The sequence below is a fragment of the Legionella norrlandica genome (genome assembly GCF_000770585.1).
Taxonomy (GTDB): Bacteria; Pseudomonadota; Gammaproteobacteria; order Legionellales; family Legionellaceae; genus Legionella; species Legionella norrlandica.
In genome coordinates, this window is record NZ_JNCF01000001.1 from 73,375 (window position 1) to 93,696 (window position 20,322).

A 20,322-nucleotide genomic window follows, 5' to 3' on the forward strand; every position below is an offset into this window, starting at 1 on the left:
TTAACTCTCGAACTTAATACTATTCACACGATTTAACCAACCATTTAAAAACTCTAGTTGGTTAGACCGACTATTTGCTACTCGGGTATAGAAATTAATCTTTTCCTTTTGGTATATGTCAAACAACTTGTGTGCGGTAATATTATTAATTGCTTTTATTGTTTTAGAACCCATTATATTATCAACCACTAAATTTCCACCTAGCATATTAATTGATTTTTGTAATAATTTAACAGCCTGACTTGGTGCATTAACATGAAAATCATACAATGCATATGCAATGCTGATTGAATTAATCTCATCTGCCCTAATTGGGTCCCAAAATCTTTTTTTATAAATCACGGAGGCTTGTTCGTTGGTTAGATTCTTAAGGTTTTCAATAGTTGGCTCGATTCCCAGATCTGTTTTGGCAAATTTTTTAAATGTATCCCATGTTATTCCTTTATTAGTGTAACCTCCTCTATCATTCTTATGATTGGAAATACCACCTTCATGATCAAATATTCTATTTTGTAATAACTCAAAATTACTCTGCTGGTTAGATTCATTGCCACCTCCCACTAATTCATTGTCCAATCCCTCATACCCTCCACTACCACTCAATTGTTGGGCTAAATAATTCTGATATACGATATCCAAAGTTCGTTCGGGATGGGTTATGTTCAGAAGGGTGTCTGTTAAGTAAAGTTCGTCGGGTAGGGGGTTTTCGCTCGATAACTCCAGTGTTTCTTGTGGGTTGGTTGAATTGATAATCGCGGAGCCGATGGCGCTGCCGAGATTACTAGTTATAACATCTTCGACGTTGAAATGCTGGCCGGTGGTGATTGCTGCGCCTGCGGTCGTCAGGGCTCTTAGCTCTGAGGATAGAATTCCTGTGTTCAGATCGACTTTTCTTAAAGTGTGTTCCAACTTTCTTCCAGTGCTGCCTCCCATTAGACCAGCTGTTACTCCTACCAATCCCAATTCTTCCCAGTCAAAGTGTTGATGTTTTCTTAGTGCCACATTCAGCCCTTGGCTGGCAGCGTTTTGTTCCATCATTTCTGCCGCTGTTTTAATACTAAATGCTTTGGTAATGGGTAAGTTTTCCACAGAGCTCATTAAATCCTGATAGGCGTTACTATTAGAAAGACCTCGAGTCATCCCAGCTGTTGCTGCAGTAGCCAATCCTGATATCAGTGCGCCTTTGATATCAATTCCATTTTGTACCCCCATCGCTTTGGCAATGCCTTGACTGGCTATATTCCCTACAAATCCAGCCGTAAATCCAGCTGCTAAAGTACCACTCATGGTAGGAATCACCCCACCTCCTAAAACACTGGTCCCTATTGAAAATAAGGAACTAATGCCTTCAGCAACTCCAGCAATTGCTCCTATAATACCGGCTGTAAGTACTGTGGCAACCACTGCCACGATTGCCACTACAATTTTTGCGAAAAGCCCATGGTGTTTCGTAGGCAAGGGAGGTGGGGATGGTGGTAAAAGAGTTGTTGCAGTGGTATTCCCTATCACTTGATCAGCGTTCAACACTTTATGAGTAGCATAGGTTTGATGTTGCCCTGTTGCAACGAGAGGTATATTAATTCTCTGTCCTATATGCAAAGGACCATTATTGCTCGCTTGTGCATTCCTGTCGCTGATACCATTCGCATCGGCAATCAAATACCATAAACTGCTGTCACCATATATTTGTAAGGCAATACTTTCTAATGTATCTCCAGATTGCAGGGTATAAGCACCTAAATTGTCTTGGGTTGATTCTGGGAGAATCTCTTTGGATGTTTCTTCATTACCTCTTCCTAAATACGCAGCGCCTGTTTCAAGTTTTTTCTCGCGTCGCCACATATAATGCGCAGCGGGTGTCGCTTTTTCCTGACTACCAGTTGGGGTGAAACCACCATAAACATTCAAATATTGCTTCCCTTGTCGATTCAGACGTAAATCGCCTATTGTTTTACCAGCAATAGTTAAATAAGTGGTTTGCCCTTCTTTATCTATCCTGGCCTTAATTCCTTCAGCGCTGCTGTTTAAATAATGAGTGGTGTTGGATTTGCCGCTATTGTCTGTTTGTGCATCAATAGCATCTGTTAACATTCCATTGACATCAAAAGAGCGAGTACTTCGGCCATAGGTGGTAGGTTGTTTATCAATAGTTAACTTCGCATCATCAATATTTTGCTGATAACCATCCCAAAGCGCATAACTGTAATGGTGCGCTAATTCGTAACCCGGTGCGCTACTCTGCTGACTTACTTTCATATTTAAATCCGTCATATTGCCAACAGCATCATAAGCGTAGATTGTTTTGGAGATTTCTCTGTCTTTTCCATTCAGACTGCTTTGAGCAACCAGTAAGCCATGCTCATAGGTAGTGATGTTTTTCTGAGCCACATTGCCTAAAGTATCGAATAAATTTTCCTGAATTACGCGGCCAGCTGCATCGTATGTTTTTGCCTGGAGAGAAATATTGCCTTTTTGCACCAGCTCCAATTGACTGTCTTGATTGTATTGATAACGATAATTAGTAATTTGCCCATTTTCGTATTTTGCTGCTTCTTTAATGTTACCTGCTGCATCATAAATCATAGTACTGCCTTTATTGGCAGACATCACAATGTCACCATGAACTAATTGGCCTTTGTTCACTATCATGCGATTGTTTTCGTCATAGAGATAATAATCATCACTCTCTACTCGCTCATACCCAGTATAATTAGCAACAACTTTAGTGTGTCTAATATTTCCCACCGCATCGTATTCGTAATCAATGGACAATAAAGCATGATCCTTGTCAGGGAAGCGCTTATCCATGTCTTCAGGATTTCGTCTTCTTACCTGAATCAATCGGCCTAAGGCATCATATTGGTAATAATCTGTTTCACGTAACCATCCATCTTTGACGGTATCATTGCGCCCGGATTCCTTCCCAAGTAATTGTCCAGATTCATCGTAAAAATAATTCACTACTTCATGACGCGCTTCATCAGCATATTGAATGAGATCTCCGTCACCACGATAGTAGTATTTAATCTGTTTTCCTGAGGTAGAACTTTCCTCAAGCAATTTCCCGTTAGTATTGTATTGATAAGTTGTGGTGTGTTTGCCTAAGTCAGTATGTTGCAGCAATTTGCCTTGATCATCATAACTCCAGGACTGCGAACGGCCAGAGGCATCGGTTTCCTTTGTTTTATGGCCAAAATCATTATATTCATAAAACGTCTTATAACCACGGGCGTCCTCTCGTTGTATTTGATTACCTAATGTATCATACCAGAAGGCTGTTTCCTCTTTTTCTCCATTCTTTTGTTTGATTAATTGCCCAACTTCATCATAAACATATTCTTGATGAGTTTTGGGAGTGTTGATAGAAACTAGCCTATTCATCTTGTCATAGGTATAAGTGGTTATTCCACCTAATTCATTGGTGGAGCAATCCATCTGATCCAATAGATTATAATGTTTGGTTCTTTGATTCCCCTTAGCGTCTACTTCTTTAATAACCCGCCCCATCGCGTCGTATTCTTTACTTACCATGTGACCATTGGCATCCATCATAGCAATAGCCTGCCCCAGTTCATCATAAGCATAACGATTAATTGGTTTTAGATAGCGCCCTACGCCATGTTCATCAACAATGTACACTTCTGGTAGTTCTTGCTTTATTACCTCATTAAAAGCATTATATTCATAATGTGTTTGATATCCCTGGGCATTGATAAAACTTAACCTATTTCCCCAGCGATCAACAGTTTGAGATTGAGTGCAATACTGCAAACACACATTGCCACTCTGGTTAGCAGAATCGACTGTAAATTCTTTGGTTTGTCTAATCAAGTGACCTAAAGCATTATAAGTGTTATTTTGTCGCTGTAGATCATACTTCCAGGTGTCTTTGTCATAACTCACTGCGGTTTCAAACCAGCTCTCTGATAAATCAACTCCTTTTTCACCATAATTGCCGCGAAAATTATCAGTTGAAGTGACAATCTGAGTCACATGATCCATTAAATCATAGACATAAATTTGATAATAGCCTTGGGTATTACAGCGCCAAATTCGGCCTAAACGGTCATATTCAACATGAGCATTTAAGAGGCCATCCACACCTTTTGCAATTAACTCCCCAAAAACATTATATTGAACGTCTTCCGTTTTCACCTGACCATTGTTTTTAAAAGTTGCGGTCTGAATTAAATGATTTTCCTTGTCATATCTATATCTCTTATCCTGGATCACAAAGCTTTTATCTGGTTGAGTTAAGGCACGCCAACTACGCGCCAAATTTCCATTCTCATCATAACTGTAATAAATAGCATGATTTAAACCATCGATCTCTGCAATAAGATGTCCGTAGTCATCATACTCTTGATGGGTAGTAATATCTTTTCCTGAAGCTCCTCTGAGAGTGAAGCCCTGCTCATCAGCTTCAATAGCTCCTTGCGCCCAGCGTCTGGTTTCTACTAAATGCCCCAAAGCATCATAAGAATAAGTAGTTGCTGACCTTGTTTCCTTAATTTTAGGTCCTACCTTAGCTATTAATTGTCCTAACTCATCGTAATAGCAATAAGAAGTGTTGCCCTTGGCGTCCACAACAGCGGTCAGATTCCCTAAAGCATCGTAGCTGTATTGAGTTGTCAAATCTCCTTTCACTGTCTCAAACGCAATCCCCTTATTCTTTTTACGCTCAAAACTGACTGCTTTTAAGGTCTTGCCTGTCATTTGGCCTAAAACATCATAGGTAAACACAACAACCCGGTCTTTATCACTGGTTTGGGGATTAACATAGCGATTATCATCCCATTCATTGCAAACTTGAGCGTACTCGATCATGGAGTCCATCTCACCAAATGCATCGTAAGTGTAGGCTGTCAGGTAACCTTCAGCATCAATCACTGCTGTTTTATGGCCATCCTTATCATAATAGGTCAACGTATCAGCCCATTCTGATTCATTCATTTTTACCGATGCTTTAATGATTTCTCCGAATGAATTATAAATTGTTCGGGTTGTTGGTTTTAAGCTGACGTCATAATGACCGGTTTTAGGATTAAACATTCTGACGGCATCACGTGACACTTCAATCACCTGATCATCCAGGTTATATTTATAAAATTCATGCCTATCGTATCTACTTACTTGGCAGGCTTTGTTAATATAAGCAACACTGTAATCGCCCTCTTTCTCCAAATAAATGGCTTGAGCGTAAACTGTTTTGCAAGCAACGCGACCGAAAGTATCATAACTATACTGAGTGAGACCACCCTGATTATCCACACTATAAATTAATAAACCTTGATCATCATACGCAAAGTGTTTCCAGTTTCCCGCTTTATCTATTGCGGCAATGCTCTCCCCAAAAGCATTGTACTTTACTTCTTCATACAGCGTTTTTATGGTTTCCTGTCTTTGCAATGACGCCGAAGTCCCTGTTTTATTGACTTTGACCTCCGGATAAATTGTTTTAATTTTACAATTTTTGTTATCGAACTCGTAAAATACGGTCTGTTTAATCCCTTCGGCATCATGAATAACAGAAATTAAATTACCAAAATTATCATAAACGTTTCGCGTAATTATAGAGCGTCTTTCCTGCCCTGCGGATGAAGTCACTAAAATAGCAGGGGAAATGGTTTCAATTAACTGGTTAACCTCATCGTAATGATAAGTCCATACCGCTTGATTCGCTTCTGTTTTACGCAAGACATTGCCACTATTATCATAACTATATTGAACGGACGTTTGCTGGGGATTTGTTTGCGATATCAACCTCCCTGCCGTATCATATTCAAAGCTTGTTGCCCTAACAGAGTCCGCCATATTCTCAAATGCCCGTTTAATACTTTCTTCAGTAAAGTGCGCTAATTTTATTAACTCCGAGTGTTTGAATTCCTTAATCACATTGCCTGCTGCATCATAACGACGTTCAAGTACTCTCCCTTCACTGCTAACTCTATATAATTCTCGTCCAGCCGCATCATAAACAAAATGATTTGTTCTATCTTTTGTGCTGACTGGGGCAGTAAAAACTGAGACATTCCCATCAGAGGCAACAAGGGTAGCGTGCACTGTACTGGCAAGAACATGTCCCAATTTATCGTACTGGTAAGATTTCGCGACTCCTTGAGGACTTATCTCTAAACAAAGACGGCCCGCTTGATCGTAAGAGTAACGAGTTGTTTGATCCAGTTTGCGATCTGGTTTTAATTGCCCTTTGATCTCCTGTAAGGTCAAATCGTTTTTTCCGCTGACACTAATTGTCTCTCCGTATTTAGTCACACTAAGCAATTGACCATTTGCGTCATAACACGATTCGATAACCCGTCCGTATTGATTGCATTGAAAGCGTAAATGATTTAAAGCATCGTATACAAAATATTGCTGCCGAGCTCCTTCTAAAGTAGGCAAAGGACGACTACCCTTTTTTAATTCATTCATTGTTACAGCTTTGGCATAATGGCAGCTATACACTAAATTGCCATTACCATCATAGCGATAAGTAGTTACGAATCCCAATGCATCATATTCAGCCACTACCCTACCAGCAGCATCATATTCTCTGAATTGATACTGATCATGGACTGGATCTTCTATAAGTACAGACTTAATACTTGATTCATTGTATTCTGACAATCGAGGAATAGCTCGCGCATAGGTTACGGTTTCTATTTGATTTCCATTAATATCATAAGTGTATTCAGTGAGTACCCCACGTGCATTAATTTGATAAAGGCATTGATTATTACCGTCATAAACGTACCTGGTATCATGTCGATTAGCGTCCGTAACACAGATCAGGTTACCATTGTCATCGTATTGGTAGCTGGTTGTAATTTGCAGTCCTTCGGGATCGATGATAGTAGCAATTTTTCTACCTAAATGATCCCACTGATAAACTGTCGTTTTATTTTTCCCAAGCGGGTTTATTACCGTTTCTCTGATCAACAACCCCCTGTCATCATAAGAGTATTTAGTAACCAAATTTAATCCATTAGGATCAACACAAGATTCAATTAAATGTCCCTTATCATCATAGGTAAATCGTTTGATAAAACCATTAGCGTCTGTAATCTGTAATTGTCGACCTAAAGCGTCGTATTGGTAAATTGTCGTGATCTTTAATCCATCAGGATCCTCGATTTTGGATAGAACATGCCCCTGCGCATCATATTGATAATGAATAATATGGCCTCCAGCATCTTGCTGAATAATTAAATGCCCCAAGGAATCATAATAATACTCTTGAAATCCATTTTCAGGAGTGTCGACACGAGTTAATTGCCCTTTCTCGTCATAATAAAAGCTCGTTTTATATCCATTGCCATCCATTACAGCAATTTTATCCCCAAAAGCATTAAACTGAGTTATAACCTGAATATTTTCCTGAGAATGCGTCAAAATAAAAGAATTATTGATATCATCGTAGACAAATTCTTTAATAGGTTTGGACGTGGTGTAATCGGTTTCCCACAACACTCGACCAAAAGCATCATAGCCGACTCTTTTTGATTTATTATTTGCATTAGTAAAAAGTATTTGCTCATCTTTTTTGTTATACAAAAAGCTGATGCTGTTATTTCTCCCATCCACTTTTTTTATAACCCGGCCATAGGCATCGTAATGAATAAACTCCTTTATCGCAGCCCCATCGGAATCGTCTACTGTAGAGGTCAGAAACCCTCGACGATCGTAGTCAAAGTTTTTTACTTTATTATTTTGAGAGTCAATTTTCTGAATGGTGTGACTTATTTCTCCAAAGGCATTATAACTATTTATTTCAAGCCCACTATTCCCTATGTATTTTCTTTCTAATTGACCCGCACTATTATACTCATAACGTATTACTTCATCCTGCTGATCATTTTTAATCAAATCGAGACTGACCTTAATTCTCTCAGTAGTATCGTGCTGCTGGTTTAATTTTAAATAGGAACTGTATTTTCTAGTGAACTCGATTTGATTAAAAGAGTTAAAATACGTTTCAACAACAGCACCATCATCCTGGACTGTATACCTCAATCTTGCGAATTCATCATAAAAATATCGTGTGGTTTGGTGCAAAGCATTGGTTTGTGAACGCAGCAACCCTGTATTGTCATACTCGAAATGAATACCATGCTTCTGCCAAATAACCTCGATCTCCTCCTCACTCAGACCATCTTGATTCACCAAGCGACTCCCTGCTTCATCCAAGCTCTGAATGATTCGCCCTAAACCATCGTATCGGTAACATTGTTGACGTGATTGATGTATTTTATAATCACTAACAGTTTTAGAGACTCTGTTTCCCACTTCGTCATAAGCGTAAGTAATCACTTTGCCATTCTGGGTTTTTTCTTCTACGAGCAACCCCAGATCATTATATTTGTAATAGGTATGATGATCATTGTTCATAGATTGCGGGCGAATTTGCTCTATCGTGGTATGTTCATTGAGTAAGGCAACATGAATGGCCTTTTCGTAAGCACATGATTCTTTAAGCAAACCACTTTCGCTGTAGCGATATTCTATGAGATATCCCTCTCCATCAATCTCAGCTATTTTTAGCCCACGCCCATCATAGAGAGTATAAATATGAACATCCCGGCGTTTGTCACTTGTTGGTTTATCCGTTAACCAATCACCACTTAACTGTTGCGAGACGACATTATAGTATTTACAAACTTCAACAAGCTGCCCCATCGTATTATAACGATAAGACTTAGCGAAACCTTCGCCGTTTATTTCTGCTTGCAGCCTTCCCAGTTGATCATAATAGTAATAAACAGCCCGATCCTGATGAGATGCCTTTAGCTGAATGTCATTCATACTGAGGAGCCGTTGGGGATTATAATTAACAAGTCTATTAGCAAATGCAATACTCAATAGAACATGCCCTTCCGCATCATATTGGTAAGAAGTGATTGCACCTGTCGATTCGATATGCAACTTGTCCATACTGGTTATAAATTGTTTGGTTGATCCTATCAAGACTACCGGCCCGAGGTTTAATTTTTTCATAAGCAGGGGGCTTTCCTCGCCAATCTGAACTAAGAACTCGTTGCTCATACTGATGGGTTCGGATGAGTTTCCCTTCTTCATTATATTGATATTCTATCACTTGGCCGCTAATACTGACCTCTGCTAGCAATCGCCCTTGGTGATCATAAAACAAGTATTTAGTCAGACCATTAATACCAGTTTCAGCTATTAAATGGCCAGAGGCATCATACTGATAAGTCGTGGTACCATAACAATGATTACGATCCATTCGTGTTATTGAAAGCAATAAACCACTATGATCATAAATGCGAACGGTTTGCAGTCCATTTGCGTCTGTTTGGATTATCCGATGATTGGTATCATCGTACTCTATTCGTTGACAGTGATTTTGATTGTCTATGGTTTGTATTAACCTACCCAGATCATCATAGAGATACTGAGTAATACTCCATCCATCCTCTGTAGGGGTGCTTTTTTCAACCAGGCGTCCTGCCGCATCATAACGGCTGCGGGTTATCAGCGCACCAGCTTTCATGCCTTGGCCATTGTTATCAACTTGTTCATAGTGAATTTCTTCAGTTAATTGACCACGCCAATCATAATGATATTCAATTAAACTAATATCCTGAGGAGTTTGATGATTTATCCATAACTGTATTTGAGCTGAAGTGAGCAACTCATCTTCATGAGTATTACTTAAATCATAAATTGAATTTAAATAGCATCGGCTACTCGCTAATTGTCCGTTCTCATCATAACGATGTTCTGTAACCGAGCCATCTGCTTTAATGACAAAAAGCAAATGTCCCCTGTCATCATAAACATATCGTGTAGTTTGAGGTTTGCCAGGATGATGTGAACCATCAAATGACTGGTAATGCGTTTCAGAAACAAGACGATGATTGCTATCATACATGCGTTGAATCACTTGCCCTGATGGTTCTTCTATGCGAATACAATCACCGTCATCATTATAGGAAAACCTCCATATCTGATTTCCCTGAACTACTGAAGATAAATATTTTCCTTCATAATGATAACGAATCTTGTATTGTTCTGGGCCATCTATGCCAGTTAGCCTGTTTTTAGAATCATAATAATAAATCCATGATTCACCCAGGCCATTGGTGATGGTTGTTTTTCCTTCCCCATAATCATACAAACTTGTTCGCCCCTCACCATCCATTATTTTTTTAACTCGACCCTGGGCATCATAGTCTATATGAAGAGATGTTCCATCAGATTGCCTAATATCGATGATCCAATTAGAGTCTTCGGCGTAATTATAACTAATCCAGTAAGTTTTACCTCCTCCCAAATCACGACTTACTTGATGCAGACGATTTCTATCATCATAACTATAATGAAGGTGATGAATCATTTTACCTTCGCTACTTGTCGTTAAGTCGGTTAATAAGCCATTTTTAAATGACCAAGTTATCTTCTGTTGATTATTTTTATCGGTAATGGAATCAAGATGACCATTTGAATAGTGAAAAGACACACTATGACCATCTAAGTCTTTGATTTCACTTAATTGGCCTTGCTGATTATAATAATAAGAAGTTTTCTGGCTCCCTTCATGATAAACCCAGCAGTTTTTTCTAAAAGTTATACTTGCTGTCCCACCAGCTTCAGGCAGATAAGAATTCTTATTGGCATCGAATAGATAACGACTGCAATGACCATCTTCATCTGTTCGAATTATAAAGGATCCGACACAGTTCGCTTCACCATAACACACCAATCTGGATTCCATATTAAAGTACCAATTGCTTGCACTTTCTCCACGAGAATTATATGTTTGAAATAAATCCAATCCAAAACCAAGACCCGCTATAAATCCATCGGCCTGACACAGGACAAGATTTCCATTAGCAGCATTGATGTAAACCGATTCATTCCCTTGCCCAAGTGATGCGATTCCTTTGGGCCCATAACTACCTAAACCCAGGGATGATCCCCGTATTCCCAATCCTTCTCCAGTAAATATTTGAACCATTATACTTCCTGATGCTATCTAATAAATAAAAGTTCATTCATCACCATTAAAGACAACTTCAAAGGAGGTGATTTGCCCCCTGGCCTATTTTTTATAATAATGCTGATTTCAATCATTGACTCATTAAGCTGCTCAGGAACCTGTTTCGCTATGAGTTGATTATTTTCAATTTTTAGCCAGGATGGCCCCTCTCCTCCCTTGCTGAAACTAATTTCATAAGGAAAATCTTCATACTCAGGATAAACATCCTTATTAGCCACAAAGTCATGAGAGAAAGACTGCCCAGGATAAATTAAAGGGAGCACAGGGTTGGAGGCTTTGAATCGTGGCGTCTTTTGTTTATCTAAATTGATTTGCAAAGGAATTCTTCTTGCTTCAGAACTACCGCCAACAGCGGTGCTAGCCCGCAGAGTAAGCCAATACTGCTGGCCTGAAGCATCATCTGGAACCACGCCCTCTAATACCGTAGGATTCATTGCAGATATTTTTAGCCAAGATGCCTTAGGCATGACCTCATCCAAAATCACTTTTAGATTTCCATCCTGGAGAGGATCCTTTATGAACCGTGATAAATCTTCCCTAATCTGGTTACCAGAAATACCCTGCAGCTCAAAATCCTCGATTATAGGCGCTTTTGAAGAGTCGCGAGCCAATGGTATTTTCAGAACAAATGGCTCGGAATCACCACCGGTATTAGAGGATGCAATCAATGCCACTTCCACTTCTGAATGGCTAATATCACCTGGGACAAAACCTTCCAGACGGGTAGCATCGTCTTTGGAAATGGTTAACCAATCAGGATTATTATAATTGCTCTGTATTCGAAATCTAATTTGGTTTGTTAGTTGAAAATCCTTACGGGGTTCAATTAACTCCAAAAGATTCATCGTATATTTCTGGTTTCGCTTGGCGCTAGTAATAGAATAATGTTTTTTAAATATGGGCTTATCCTTAGGATTGGCTTTGACATGAATAATGAAATCAGTAGGCTGGGCTTTGCTATACTCGTTTTGAACGCTGGCTTTAAAATAATAGGGACCTACCCGATTTGGTTTACCAACAAATGCTAATTTACTCTGCTCAAAATGAACACCGTCTTGTTCCATTGGACTGACGATGCCAATAATTGCTTTCCCTGCCGCAATATTCTCATCGAAATACCGAATCGAATTTTTTAAATTATAAACAAAATCCAAATTGGCTGTAGCTTGCTGTATAGGAATAGTGGACATAGACAAGGGATGAGGGATAACCCTCACAGAAAAGAGAGGCGATGAGAAAACGCAGTTTTTATTTGGGGAATGTTTACACACGCCCGTATCATAACTTAAAACTCCCGAAATAGTTTTTCCAACTATGTCTCCTGGAATTACAATATTCAAATAACAAGTATAATACGTATTAAATGCCACATAAGTCATTAACTCATAACAACTCCCTGAAACATACTCGATCCTGCTTCCTATTGGGATATTCCAGGTGCTACGACTAATTGGATTCCTTGCACTCGCCCACCAATGCATTTGCACTGGAATACGCATTGTATCGCCATAAAATACGGTAGGAACCGGACTTACAGGAAAGACAAACCTAACTTGAGGATAACGGGCCCCATAAGAAATAGAATAAAAGAAGAATAATATATAAACCAGTACCAATTTTCTCACAATAATTCCTTGTTATAACGAGATTAGGCAATTCCCAGACTTAATTTTTCAAATGGATTGAATTTTTTTATTTCAGGAAAGTAAGATTGGTACTGGAAGAATAAAAGGATAACCAAAAGATATAACTTGACGATTATTTAGAAAAAATACAAAGTATTCCATTAATTTAACTTGCTTCATGATACAATTCCATAATTTCCATATGACAATGGTCGCGGGAGATAGTAAACAATCGGGCGAGTCGCGTCAATAGGAATTGAGTAACTTTCTTCATCAAGCCTATGTGAAGTGACCGTTAGTCATACATCAATAAGGTCACACCTTAGGTAAAGAAGCAAGAAACTCCGTCACCTCTTGAGGAGAAAGTTCATAGTGCTGACCTCTTCCCAAAAATCTTGGCATGGACAAAGTACCATAACGTATTCTTATTAATCGACTAACCTCAACTCCCTGAGACTCCCACAAGCGACGGACCTCCCGGTTTCTTCCTTCATTAAGGGTCACATGATACCAAGTATTTGTTCCTTCCCCGCCATGAAATTGTATTCGCGTGAATTGGGCTAAACCATCATCCAATAGGACACCCTTTAATAAATTATTTAAAGCCTCCTGACTGACTTGGCCATGAACTCTGACTGCGTACTCCCTCTCCAAACCATATTTGGGATGCATCAATTGATTAGCTAACTCACCATTATTAGTAAAAATAAGTAATCCAGAAGTATTCAAATCCAAGCGTCCTACTTGTACCCAACGGCCTTGTCTAAGATGCGGTAAATTATCAAAAACGGTCTTCTCAAATTTAGGATCATGCCGACTAGAAATTTCACCAATAGGTTTATGGTAAAGTAAAATTCGGGTATTTTGTTTTACTTTTAAAGGATTAGGAACCAATTTTCCTTTTACTGTAATTTTATCACGAGGACCAGCGGAATCGCCTAACTTGGCTAGCTTGCCGTTAACAGAGACCCAGCCATTTTCAATCCATCTTTCCATTTCCCGACGAGATCCCAGCCCTGCCTGGCTTAATATTTTTTGTAATCGTTCACTGCTCATTCTATCAAACACTCTTCAGTAGGTTGGTTTGCCTGGTGCAAAGTTAATGTTTCCATTACTTCTGGTAAAGAAGGAAGTTCACTTAAATACTTTAAATTGAAGTAATCTAAAAATTCTTTTGTTGTAGTATAAACGGCTGGCTTTCCTGCCACATCTTTATAACCAGCAATACGTATCCATTCTCGCTCCATTAATGTTTTAATAATTTGACTATTAACTGCTACTCCTCGTATTTCCTCTATATCGGCGCGTGTCACAGGCTGCTTATAAGCAATTATTGCCAAAGTTTCAAGTAAAGCTCGTGAATATTTTGTAGGCTTTTCAATTTGCAGTCGTGCAACCCAGAAGCCATATTGGGCTTTGGTTTGTATCTTATATCCACTAGATACCTGAATAAGCTCAAAAGAGCGAGAAGAATAATCCATTTTTAAACCATCAACAACCTTTTGCAAGGCTTCTAATGTTGGCTTTTGCCACTCATCAAAGGTTTCCTGAATTTTTCCTAATGTAATCGGCTCACTACTGGATAAAATCAACGCTTCAACAATATTTTTTAATTCATTGTCATCCATTTTACGCTGCCTGCAAATGTATGGGGGAAAATGGTTGTGTTTGCGTAATAACTAATAAAGATTGTTTTGCCAACTCAAGAATAGCCAAAAAACTAACAACCAATCCCATTCTTCCCTCTTCCAGGGTAAATAATTGGCTAAATTCCATAATTTTTTGTTGCTGTAATTGCAAAAGAATACGACTCATTCGCTCACGAACAGACATTGGTTCTCTAGCAATCTCATGTTTGGAGTGGTGTTCTTCGCGTTGCAGTAAAGCTTTCATAGCTTCTATTAAATCAGATAACTGAACGTCGGGATAAACTTTAATTGTGTCAATTTCATCAGGATTGATCTGAATTATAAAGTTATCACGCTCCTGCCTGGGCAATGAATCTAATAATTCAGCCGCCTGTTTTATCTGTTCATAAGCCTGTAGACGCCTGACTAAAGTCATTCGGGGATCTTCTTCCTCCTCTTCTCCAGACTCTGGTGTCACAGGCAATAATAATCGTGATTTAATCTCAGCCAATAGAGCAGCCATTAACAAATAATCAGCAGCCAACTCCATTCTTCGATTTTCCATGAGTTGAATATATTGTAAATACTGTTCAGTAATGCTCGTCATGGGAATATTGAGAATATCAATATTTTGTTTACGAATCAGATACAACAGCAAATCCAGAGGTCCTGTAAAAGAATCAAGCAGCACCTCAAGTGCATCAGGAGGAATATACAAGTCATCCGGGACCTGAGTAATTTCTTTACCATCTACTACAGCTCTTACTACAGGTCTTTCTAATAACTCGGCATTCATTAATAATCAAGTCCCATGACTTCCCTCACAGTATTCAAAGTCTTGCTTCCTTCTTCTCTTGCTGCCTCGCTTCCTTCGGCGACGATGCGCTTCACTGAGCCTAAATCAGATTCGTACTCAACAATGGCTTCCTGTATTGGTTTAAGTTCTTGTAAGACAGCATCTATAACTGGCCTTTTGCAATCAATACATCCTATTCCAGCACTCCTACAACCTACTTGAACCCAATCTTTCACGTCTTCATTAGAATATATTTTATGGAATTGCCAAACCGGGCATTTTTCTGGCTCTCCTGGGTCAGTACGCTTAATACGTGCCGGATCTGTGGGCATAGTCAAAATTTTCTTCTCCACCGACGCAGGCTCCTCTCTTAGCATAATCGTATTATGATAAGACTTGGACATTTTTTGTCCATCTAGACCTGGCATTTTTGCTGTCTCGGTTAGCAAAGCTTGTGGTTCACTTAATATAATTTTGCCGCTACCTTCTAAATAACCAAGCAACCGCTCTTTATCACCAATAGATAAATTAGGTTGATCTTCTAATAACGCCTGAGCTGTTTGTATCGCTTCGTGAACTCCATGCTCTTGAAATTGTTTGCGCAAGTCGGTATAGATTTTCCCATTCTTTTTACCCATTTTCTTAATGGCTGCAGCTGCCAGCTCTTCAAAATTAGGCTCTTTACCATAAAGATAATTAAAACGGCGGGCCACTTCTCGGGTTAACTCAATGTGAGCAACCTGATCCTCTCCTACCGGAACATAGTCAGCATGATACAAAAGAACATCAGCACTTTGTAATAAGGGATACCCCAAAAATCCATAAGTCGATAAATCTTTCTCTTTTAATTTCTCTTGCTGATCTTTGTAGCTTGGAACTCGCTCAAGCCACCCCAAGGGAGTAATCATTGATAAAAGCAAATGCAGTTCAGCGTGCTCTGGAACCCAAGATTGAATAAAAATCTTGCATAATCCTGGATTTACACCACAAGCCAACCAATCAACAAACATATCCCATATGTATTTTTCAATAAAACCAGGCTCTTCGTATTGTGTTGTTAAGCCATGCCAATCTGCCGCAAAAAAGAAACAATCGTATTGATGCTGTAATTTTATCCAATTTTTTAAAACACCATGATAATGACCTAAATGCAATCTTCCACTGACTCGCATTCCAGAAACAACTCGCTTATTGGAAGTAAACAATGCTGACATCAATTTCCTCTTCTTATTAAAAATTAATTAAATCTGTCAATATACAAACCTTGTTTATCTGAATGGCCCAGGATCTCCTTTACCCTCTCTAATAATCACTGGGTAGTCTCCCGTTAAATCCACTACCGTGGTCGGTTCATGACCACAATTTCCACCATCAATAATTAAGTCAATTTGATTACCTAACAGATCTCTAATAGCTTCCGGCTCACTCAAAGGAGATTCGGCTCCAGGTAAAATTAATGTGGTACTCATCAAGGGAGCTTCAAGACACTCTAGTAATGCTAGAGTAATTGTGTTATCTGGTACTCTTAAACCCAAGGTCCTGCGTTTAGGATGAAGCATTAAACGAGGTACCTCATGCGTTGCATTTAGAATAAAAGTATAAGATCCCGGAGTAAATGCTTTTAGTAGCCTAAAAATAGGGTTAGACACTTTAGCATAGGTTCCTAATTGGGATAAATCACGACAAACTAAAGTCATATTATGATGTTTATCTAATTGTCTTAAACGGCGAATGCGCTCAAGAGCTGATTTATTACCCAAACTACATCCTAATGCATAACCTGAATCTGTTGGATAAACAATTAACCCGCCATCCTCAATAATTGAAACTGCCTTTCTCAATAAGCGTGCTTGAGGATTATCAGGATGTAATGCAAAAAACTGACTCATAAAGTCCCCTGTTAAATGTTCCATTCTTGCCAAATAGGCGTACATGTTATTGGTAATTGTTGCTGACGTCCAAGATTTATACGAGATTGAGTGTCACTATGGTAATCTGATCCTGAGGATGCAAGCAAATGAAATCGTTCGCACACCCCAGCCATCTCTTGAATCTGGATTTGTGTCATTTCTCCCGAAACTACTTCCATGCCAACACCACCTGCTTCTTTAAAATCCTTGATTAACTCATGCAATTTAGTACGCGTCAATCCATATTTAAGAGGGTGTGCTATTACAGCTTGGCCACTACAGCGCAAGATACCTGTCACGGCATCCTGGAGGCTGAGCCAAGGCGTCGGAATATAAGCTCTTTTCCCCCTTCCCAAATAATTTTTAAAAGCTGCCTGCATATCCCTTGCCTTTTCTTCATTTATCAATAATTGGGCAAAATGAGGCCGACCTACTCTTTGATGGCCAGCCAATTCACAAGCTTTGTGGTAAGCATCTGCGACACCAAGGGAATGCAAAGATTCACCAATTTGCTCTGCACGTTTTATCCGGCTTTTATTTTGATGAGAAATTAATTCTTGTATTTCTGGTGTGTCACAAAATTGATAGCCAAGAATGTGAATATCATATTTTTTCCAGCGTGTGCTGAATTCTATGCCCTTCACTATTTTAATGCTTGTTTGTTGTGCTGCTTCATACAAAGATGGGTAACCTGCAATAGTGTCGTGGTCAGTCAGTGACAAACATTGAATTTGTAAGCTATTGGCTTTTTTTATCAATTCTTCTGGGGTTAGGGCACCATCTGAGAAGGAACTATGACAATGGAGATCGATCATAAATTGAAATAAGCTTCAAAAAACAAAAGTATATCATATTATCAATAAATCAGGGATATATTGACATTTTGTTGGGTGTGATCTTCATACGGGACGAAGGGGTGTGATTTATACGTTAACAATAACGATATGCAGGTGTCTAAGTTATAAATTGCACCAACAAAAGATATCCCTTTCTTTGAACAACTTGCACAACAGGGCACTTTTGCACTATTCTTTAAGTATGGTTAGTTAACTTTTTTAATCCCTTTGAGCAGTACATTAAATAGCGAAATAATTAAATTGCCGCCTCTTAATACTCAGGAACTTGCAAACCTGTGTGGAGTATTACATAGTAACTTAAAAAGTTTAGAACAACATTTCAAAGTTTCCATAAAAATCAAAAATCATAACATGATCTTATTTGGTCAATCCGATGATCGTTTTGAAGAGATAAAAAAAGTATTAAAATTATTATATCCTTTAACGAAACAACCTATAGATACCAAAACATTACGTGCATTAATCAATGAGGATTATCAATCAGCAATGACACATCATATCCGATTATCTCGAAAATCAATTTCAGCCCGTAATAACAGACAAGCGGCCTATCTGGATGCGATAGATCAATACGATATTACATTTGCTGTAGGGCCTGCGGGTACTGGTAAAACTTATCTTGCTGTCTCTAAGGCAATCGAATGTTTTGAAAAAGGAGAAGTTCAAAGACTTATATTTGTAAGGCCAGCTGTAGAAGCTGGTGAAAAACTTGGTTTTTTACCAGGTGATATCGTAGAAAAAGTATTACCTTATTTAAGACCTATCTATGATGCCTTATATGAAATGATTGGTTTTAAAGAAACACAAAAATTGATCCAAACAGATATCATTGAAATTCTCCCTCTGGCCTTTATGAGAGGAAGAACTTTAAACGAATCCTTTATTATTCTTGATGAAGCTCAAAATACTACCATCATGCAAATGAAAATGTTCCTAACACGTATGGGTTTTGGCTCTAAAACAGTAATTACCGGCGATGTAACTCAGGTTGATTTGCCGAAGGGAATTGACTCTGGGCTTAACCATGCCCTTAAATTATTTAAACATTTCCCTGATATTAGCATTCACACTTTTACCAGCAAGGAAGTTGTAAGGCATCCTTTGGTTTCAAAAATTGTGGATTGCTATGATAATGAGGTAGAAAGGAATAAAAAATGACTTATTATGTTGATATCCAAAATGCAACAGAAAAACCTTTATCTCTGAGTGACAATGAAATAACTCAGCTAGCCTCTCTGGCGCTCAGAGATCATATAACCGATGCTGAACTAACCATACGCATCGTGGATTCCGAAGAAATGATCTATCTCAACAACACCTATAGGAAGCAAAATAAACCAACTAACGTTCTTGCATTCCCTTGTTCTTTGCCTTCAAACATTGAGCTGGAGTGCCCTCTTCTTGGTGATGTTGTGATTTGCCCTGAAGTTTTGCTTGATGAAAGTAAACAACTAAATAAATCGCTACAAGAACATTGGTCTTTAATCTTAATTCATGGAGTATTGCATTTATTAGGTTATGATCATATAAAAGATGAAGAAGCCTCTATTATGCAAGCACTCGAAGCTAAATTGCTGGCTGAGTTAGGTTATGCTAATCCCTATGAAGTAGAGGAAAATGAACTTGAGTAAAATGGAAGAAGGTGGGTCGTGGTTTTCCCGTTTAAAACAGTTTTTACAAGGGGAGCCACAAAATCAGGAAGAGCTTGTTAGTTTATTGAGGGACGCACAGATACGTTCTCTAATTAACGCAGAAACTCTCGCCATGATAGAAGGAGCAATCCTTTTCTCCAAAATGCGCGTTCGCGACATCATGTTACCTAAAAATCAAATGGTCTGTATCAATAAGGATGATGACTTTAAGCACATTATCAGCGTTGTAACAGAAACAGGGCATTCGCGTTTCCCAGTCACTGGTGAAGACTCCGATGAAATTGTTGGAATTTTGCACGCGAAAGACTTGTTAAGATATCAGCCAGAGAATCTGGAATCATTCGATTTGCTAGACATCTGTCGACAGGTGACTTTTGTTCCTGAAAGCAGACGTCTTGATAGTTTACTAAGCGAATTTCGCAGTAATAAAAATCATATGGCCATTGTAGTCGATGAATATGGAGAAGTTTCAGGATTTGTTACTATTGAGGATATCATCGAGCAAATCATTGGTGATATAGAGGATGAGTTTGATATAGATGAAGATGCTTATATTAAAACTCATGAAGGCCATTGCTACATCATTAAAGCCCATACGCCAATTGAAGAATTTAATGAGCAATTGAAAGCTAATTTTAGTGACGAAACCTATGATACAATTGGAGGTATAGTATTGAATAAATTTGGTTATTTACCTAAACGAGGTGAAACCATAACCATAGGTGATTTTGAGTTTAAAGTCCTTAATGCTGATTCGAGAAGAATAAAGTTATTAGAGTGTCTCGATAAAAGAATTTCTGACAAACTAAGTTCTAATGTTGAAGGATAAATAAT

Annotated in this window: 12 protein-coding genes; 3 read left to right on the forward strand and 9 right to left on the reverse strand. The window is 38.6% G+C overall.

The annotated features are described in order from the left end of the window. The 9 genes from OK13_RS00320 to OK13_RS00360 all read right to left on the reverse strand — a co-directional run bounded on the left by OK13_RS00320 (position 1) and on the right by OK13_RS00360 (position 17,794). Complete coding sequence (locus OK13_RS00320) at positions 1-8,994, reverse strand: glycosyl hydrolase 108 family protein (protein ID WP_160264723.1); 8,994 nt, start codon at positions 8,992-8,994, stop codon at positions 1-3. Beyond that, complete coding sequence (locus OK13_RS00325; RefSeq protein ID WP_035886258.1) at positions 8,879-10,978, reverse strand: RHS repeat domain-containing protein; 2,100 nt, start codon at positions 10,976-10,978, stop codon at positions 8,879-8,881. The genes OK13_RS00320 and OK13_RS00325 overlap by 116 nt, the downstream gene beginning before the upstream one ends. Positions 10,979-10,992: 14 nt before the next feature. Further along, complete coding sequence (locus tag OK13_RS00330; protein ID WP_035886260.1) at positions 10,993-12,645, reverse strand: hypothetical protein; 1,653 nt, start codon at positions 12,643-12,645, stop codon at positions 10,993-10,995. Positions 12,646-12,960: 315 nt separating this feature from the next. After that, a complete protein-coding gene (gene rluB, locus OK13_RS00335; protein ID WP_035886262.1) occupies positions 12,961-13,701 on the reverse strand; it encodes a 23S rRNA pseudouridine(2605) synthase RluB in 741 nt (246 codons plus the stop codon). Beyond that, positions 13,698-14,273 (reverse strand): SMC-Scp complex subunit ScpB, encoded by a 576-nt coding sequence (scpB, locus tag OK13_RS00340; RefSeq protein ID WP_035886264.1) that lies wholly within the window; start codon positions 14,271-14,273, stop codon positions 13,698-13,700. Before scpB ends, rluB begins: the two co-directional genes overlap by 4 nt. Before the next feature lies 1 nt (position 14,274). Beyond that, the gene (locus OK13_RS00345) at positions 14,275-15,069 is read right to left on the reverse strand and encodes a segregation and condensation protein A (RefSeq protein ID WP_035886266.1); all 795 of its coding nucleotides are present in this window, start codon (positions 15,067-15,069) and stop codon (positions 14,275-14,277) included. Next, positions 15,069-16,283, reverse strand: a complete 1,215-nt coding sequence (locus OK13_RS00350) for a tryptophan--tRNA ligase (protein WP_035886269.1) — start codon at positions 16,281-16,283, stop codon at positions 15,069-15,071. Before OK13_RS00350 ends, OK13_RS00345 begins: the two co-directional genes overlap by 1 nt. A gap of 54 nt (positions 16,284-16,337) precedes the next feature. Further along, entirely contained in the window at positions 16,338-16,958 is a 621-nt protein-coding gene (locus OK13_RS00355; RefSeq protein WP_035886273.1) for an L-threonylcarbamoyladenylate synthase, read from the reverse strand. 11 nt (positions 16,959-16,969) lie between these two features. Further along, positions 16,970-17,794, reverse strand: a complete 825-nt coding sequence (locus tag OK13_RS00360; protein WP_035886277.1) for a PHP domain-containing protein — start codon at positions 17,792-17,794, stop codon at positions 16,970-16,972. Between the two features lie 393 nt (positions 17,795-18,187). Between OK13_RS00360 and OK13_RS00365 the strand changes: the two genes are divergently transcribed. Genes OK13_RS00365 through OK13_RS00375 form a run of 3 tightly spaced genes read left to right on the forward strand, consistent with a single transcriptional unit; the run spans position 18,188 to position 20,317 of the window. After that, positions 18,188-18,994, forward strand: coding sequence for a PhoH family protein (locus tag OK13_RS00365; protein ID WP_241480298.1), 807 nt, complete (start codon positions 18,188-18,190; stop codon positions 18,992-18,994). After that, a complete protein-coding gene (gene ybeY, locus OK13_RS00370; protein WP_035886291.1) occupies positions 18,991-19,467 on the forward strand; it encodes an rRNA maturation RNase YbeY in 477 nt (158 codons plus the stop codon). The genes OK13_RS00365 and ybeY overlap by 4 nt, the downstream gene beginning before the upstream one ends. Further along, positions 19,454-20,317 (forward strand): HlyC/CorC family transporter, encoded by an 864-nt coding sequence (locus OK13_RS00375; RefSeq protein ID WP_152571508.1) that lies wholly within the window; start codon positions 19,454-19,456, stop codon positions 20,315-20,317. The genes ybeY and OK13_RS00375 overlap by 14 nt, the downstream gene beginning before the upstream one ends. The last annotated feature ends 5 nt before the right edge of the window (positions 20,318-20,322 follow it).

What these genes read in the sequence shown, in the direction of transcription:
- OK13_RS00320 (WP_160264723.1), bottom strand. Translation starts at nt 8,994, where the DNA reads ATGAAAAAATTAAACCTCGGGCCGGTAGTCTTGATAGGATCAACCAAA.
- OK13_RS00325 (WP_035886258.1), bottom strand. Translation starts at nt 10,978, where the DNA reads ATGGTTCAAATATTTACTGGAGAAGGATTGGGAATACGGGGATCATCC.
- rluB (WP_035886262.1), bottom strand. Translation starts at nt 13,701, where the DNA reads ATGAGCAGTGAACGATTACAAAAAATATTAAGCCAGGCAGGGCTGGGA.
- scpB (WP_035886264.1), bottom strand. Translation starts at nt 14,273, where the DNA reads ATGGATGACAATGAATTAAAAAATATTGTTGAAGCGTTGATTTTATCC.
- OK13_RS00345 (WP_035886266.1), bottom strand. Translation starts at nt 15,069, where the DNA reads ATGAATGCCGAGTTATTAGAAAGACCTGTAGTAAGAGCTGTAGTAGAT.
- OK13_RS00350 (WP_035886269.1), bottom strand. Translation starts at nt 16,283, where the DNA reads ATGTCAGCATTGTTTACTTCCAATAAGCGAGTTGTTTCTGGAATGCGA.
- OK13_RS00355 (WP_035886273.1), bottom strand. Translation starts at nt 16,958, where the DNA reads ATGAGTCAGTTTTTTGCATTACATCCTGATAATCCTCAAGCACGCTTA.
- OK13_RS00360 (WP_035886277.1), bottom strand. Translation starts at nt 17,794, where the DNA reads ATGATCGATCTCCATTGTCATAGTTCCTTCTCAGATGGTGCCCTAACC.
- OK13_RS00365 (WP_241480298.1), top strand. Translation starts at nt 18,188, where the DNA reads ATGATCTTATTTGGTCAATCCGATGATCGTTTTGAAGAGATAAAAAAA.
- ybeY (WP_035886291.1), top strand. Translation starts at nt 18,991, where the DNA reads ATGACTTATTATGTTGATATCCAAAATGCAACAGAAAAACCTTTATCT.
- OK13_RS00375 (WP_152571508.1), top strand. Translation starts at nt 19,454, where the DNA reads ATGAACTTGAGTAAAATGGAAGAAGGTGGGTCGTGGTTTTCCCGTTTA.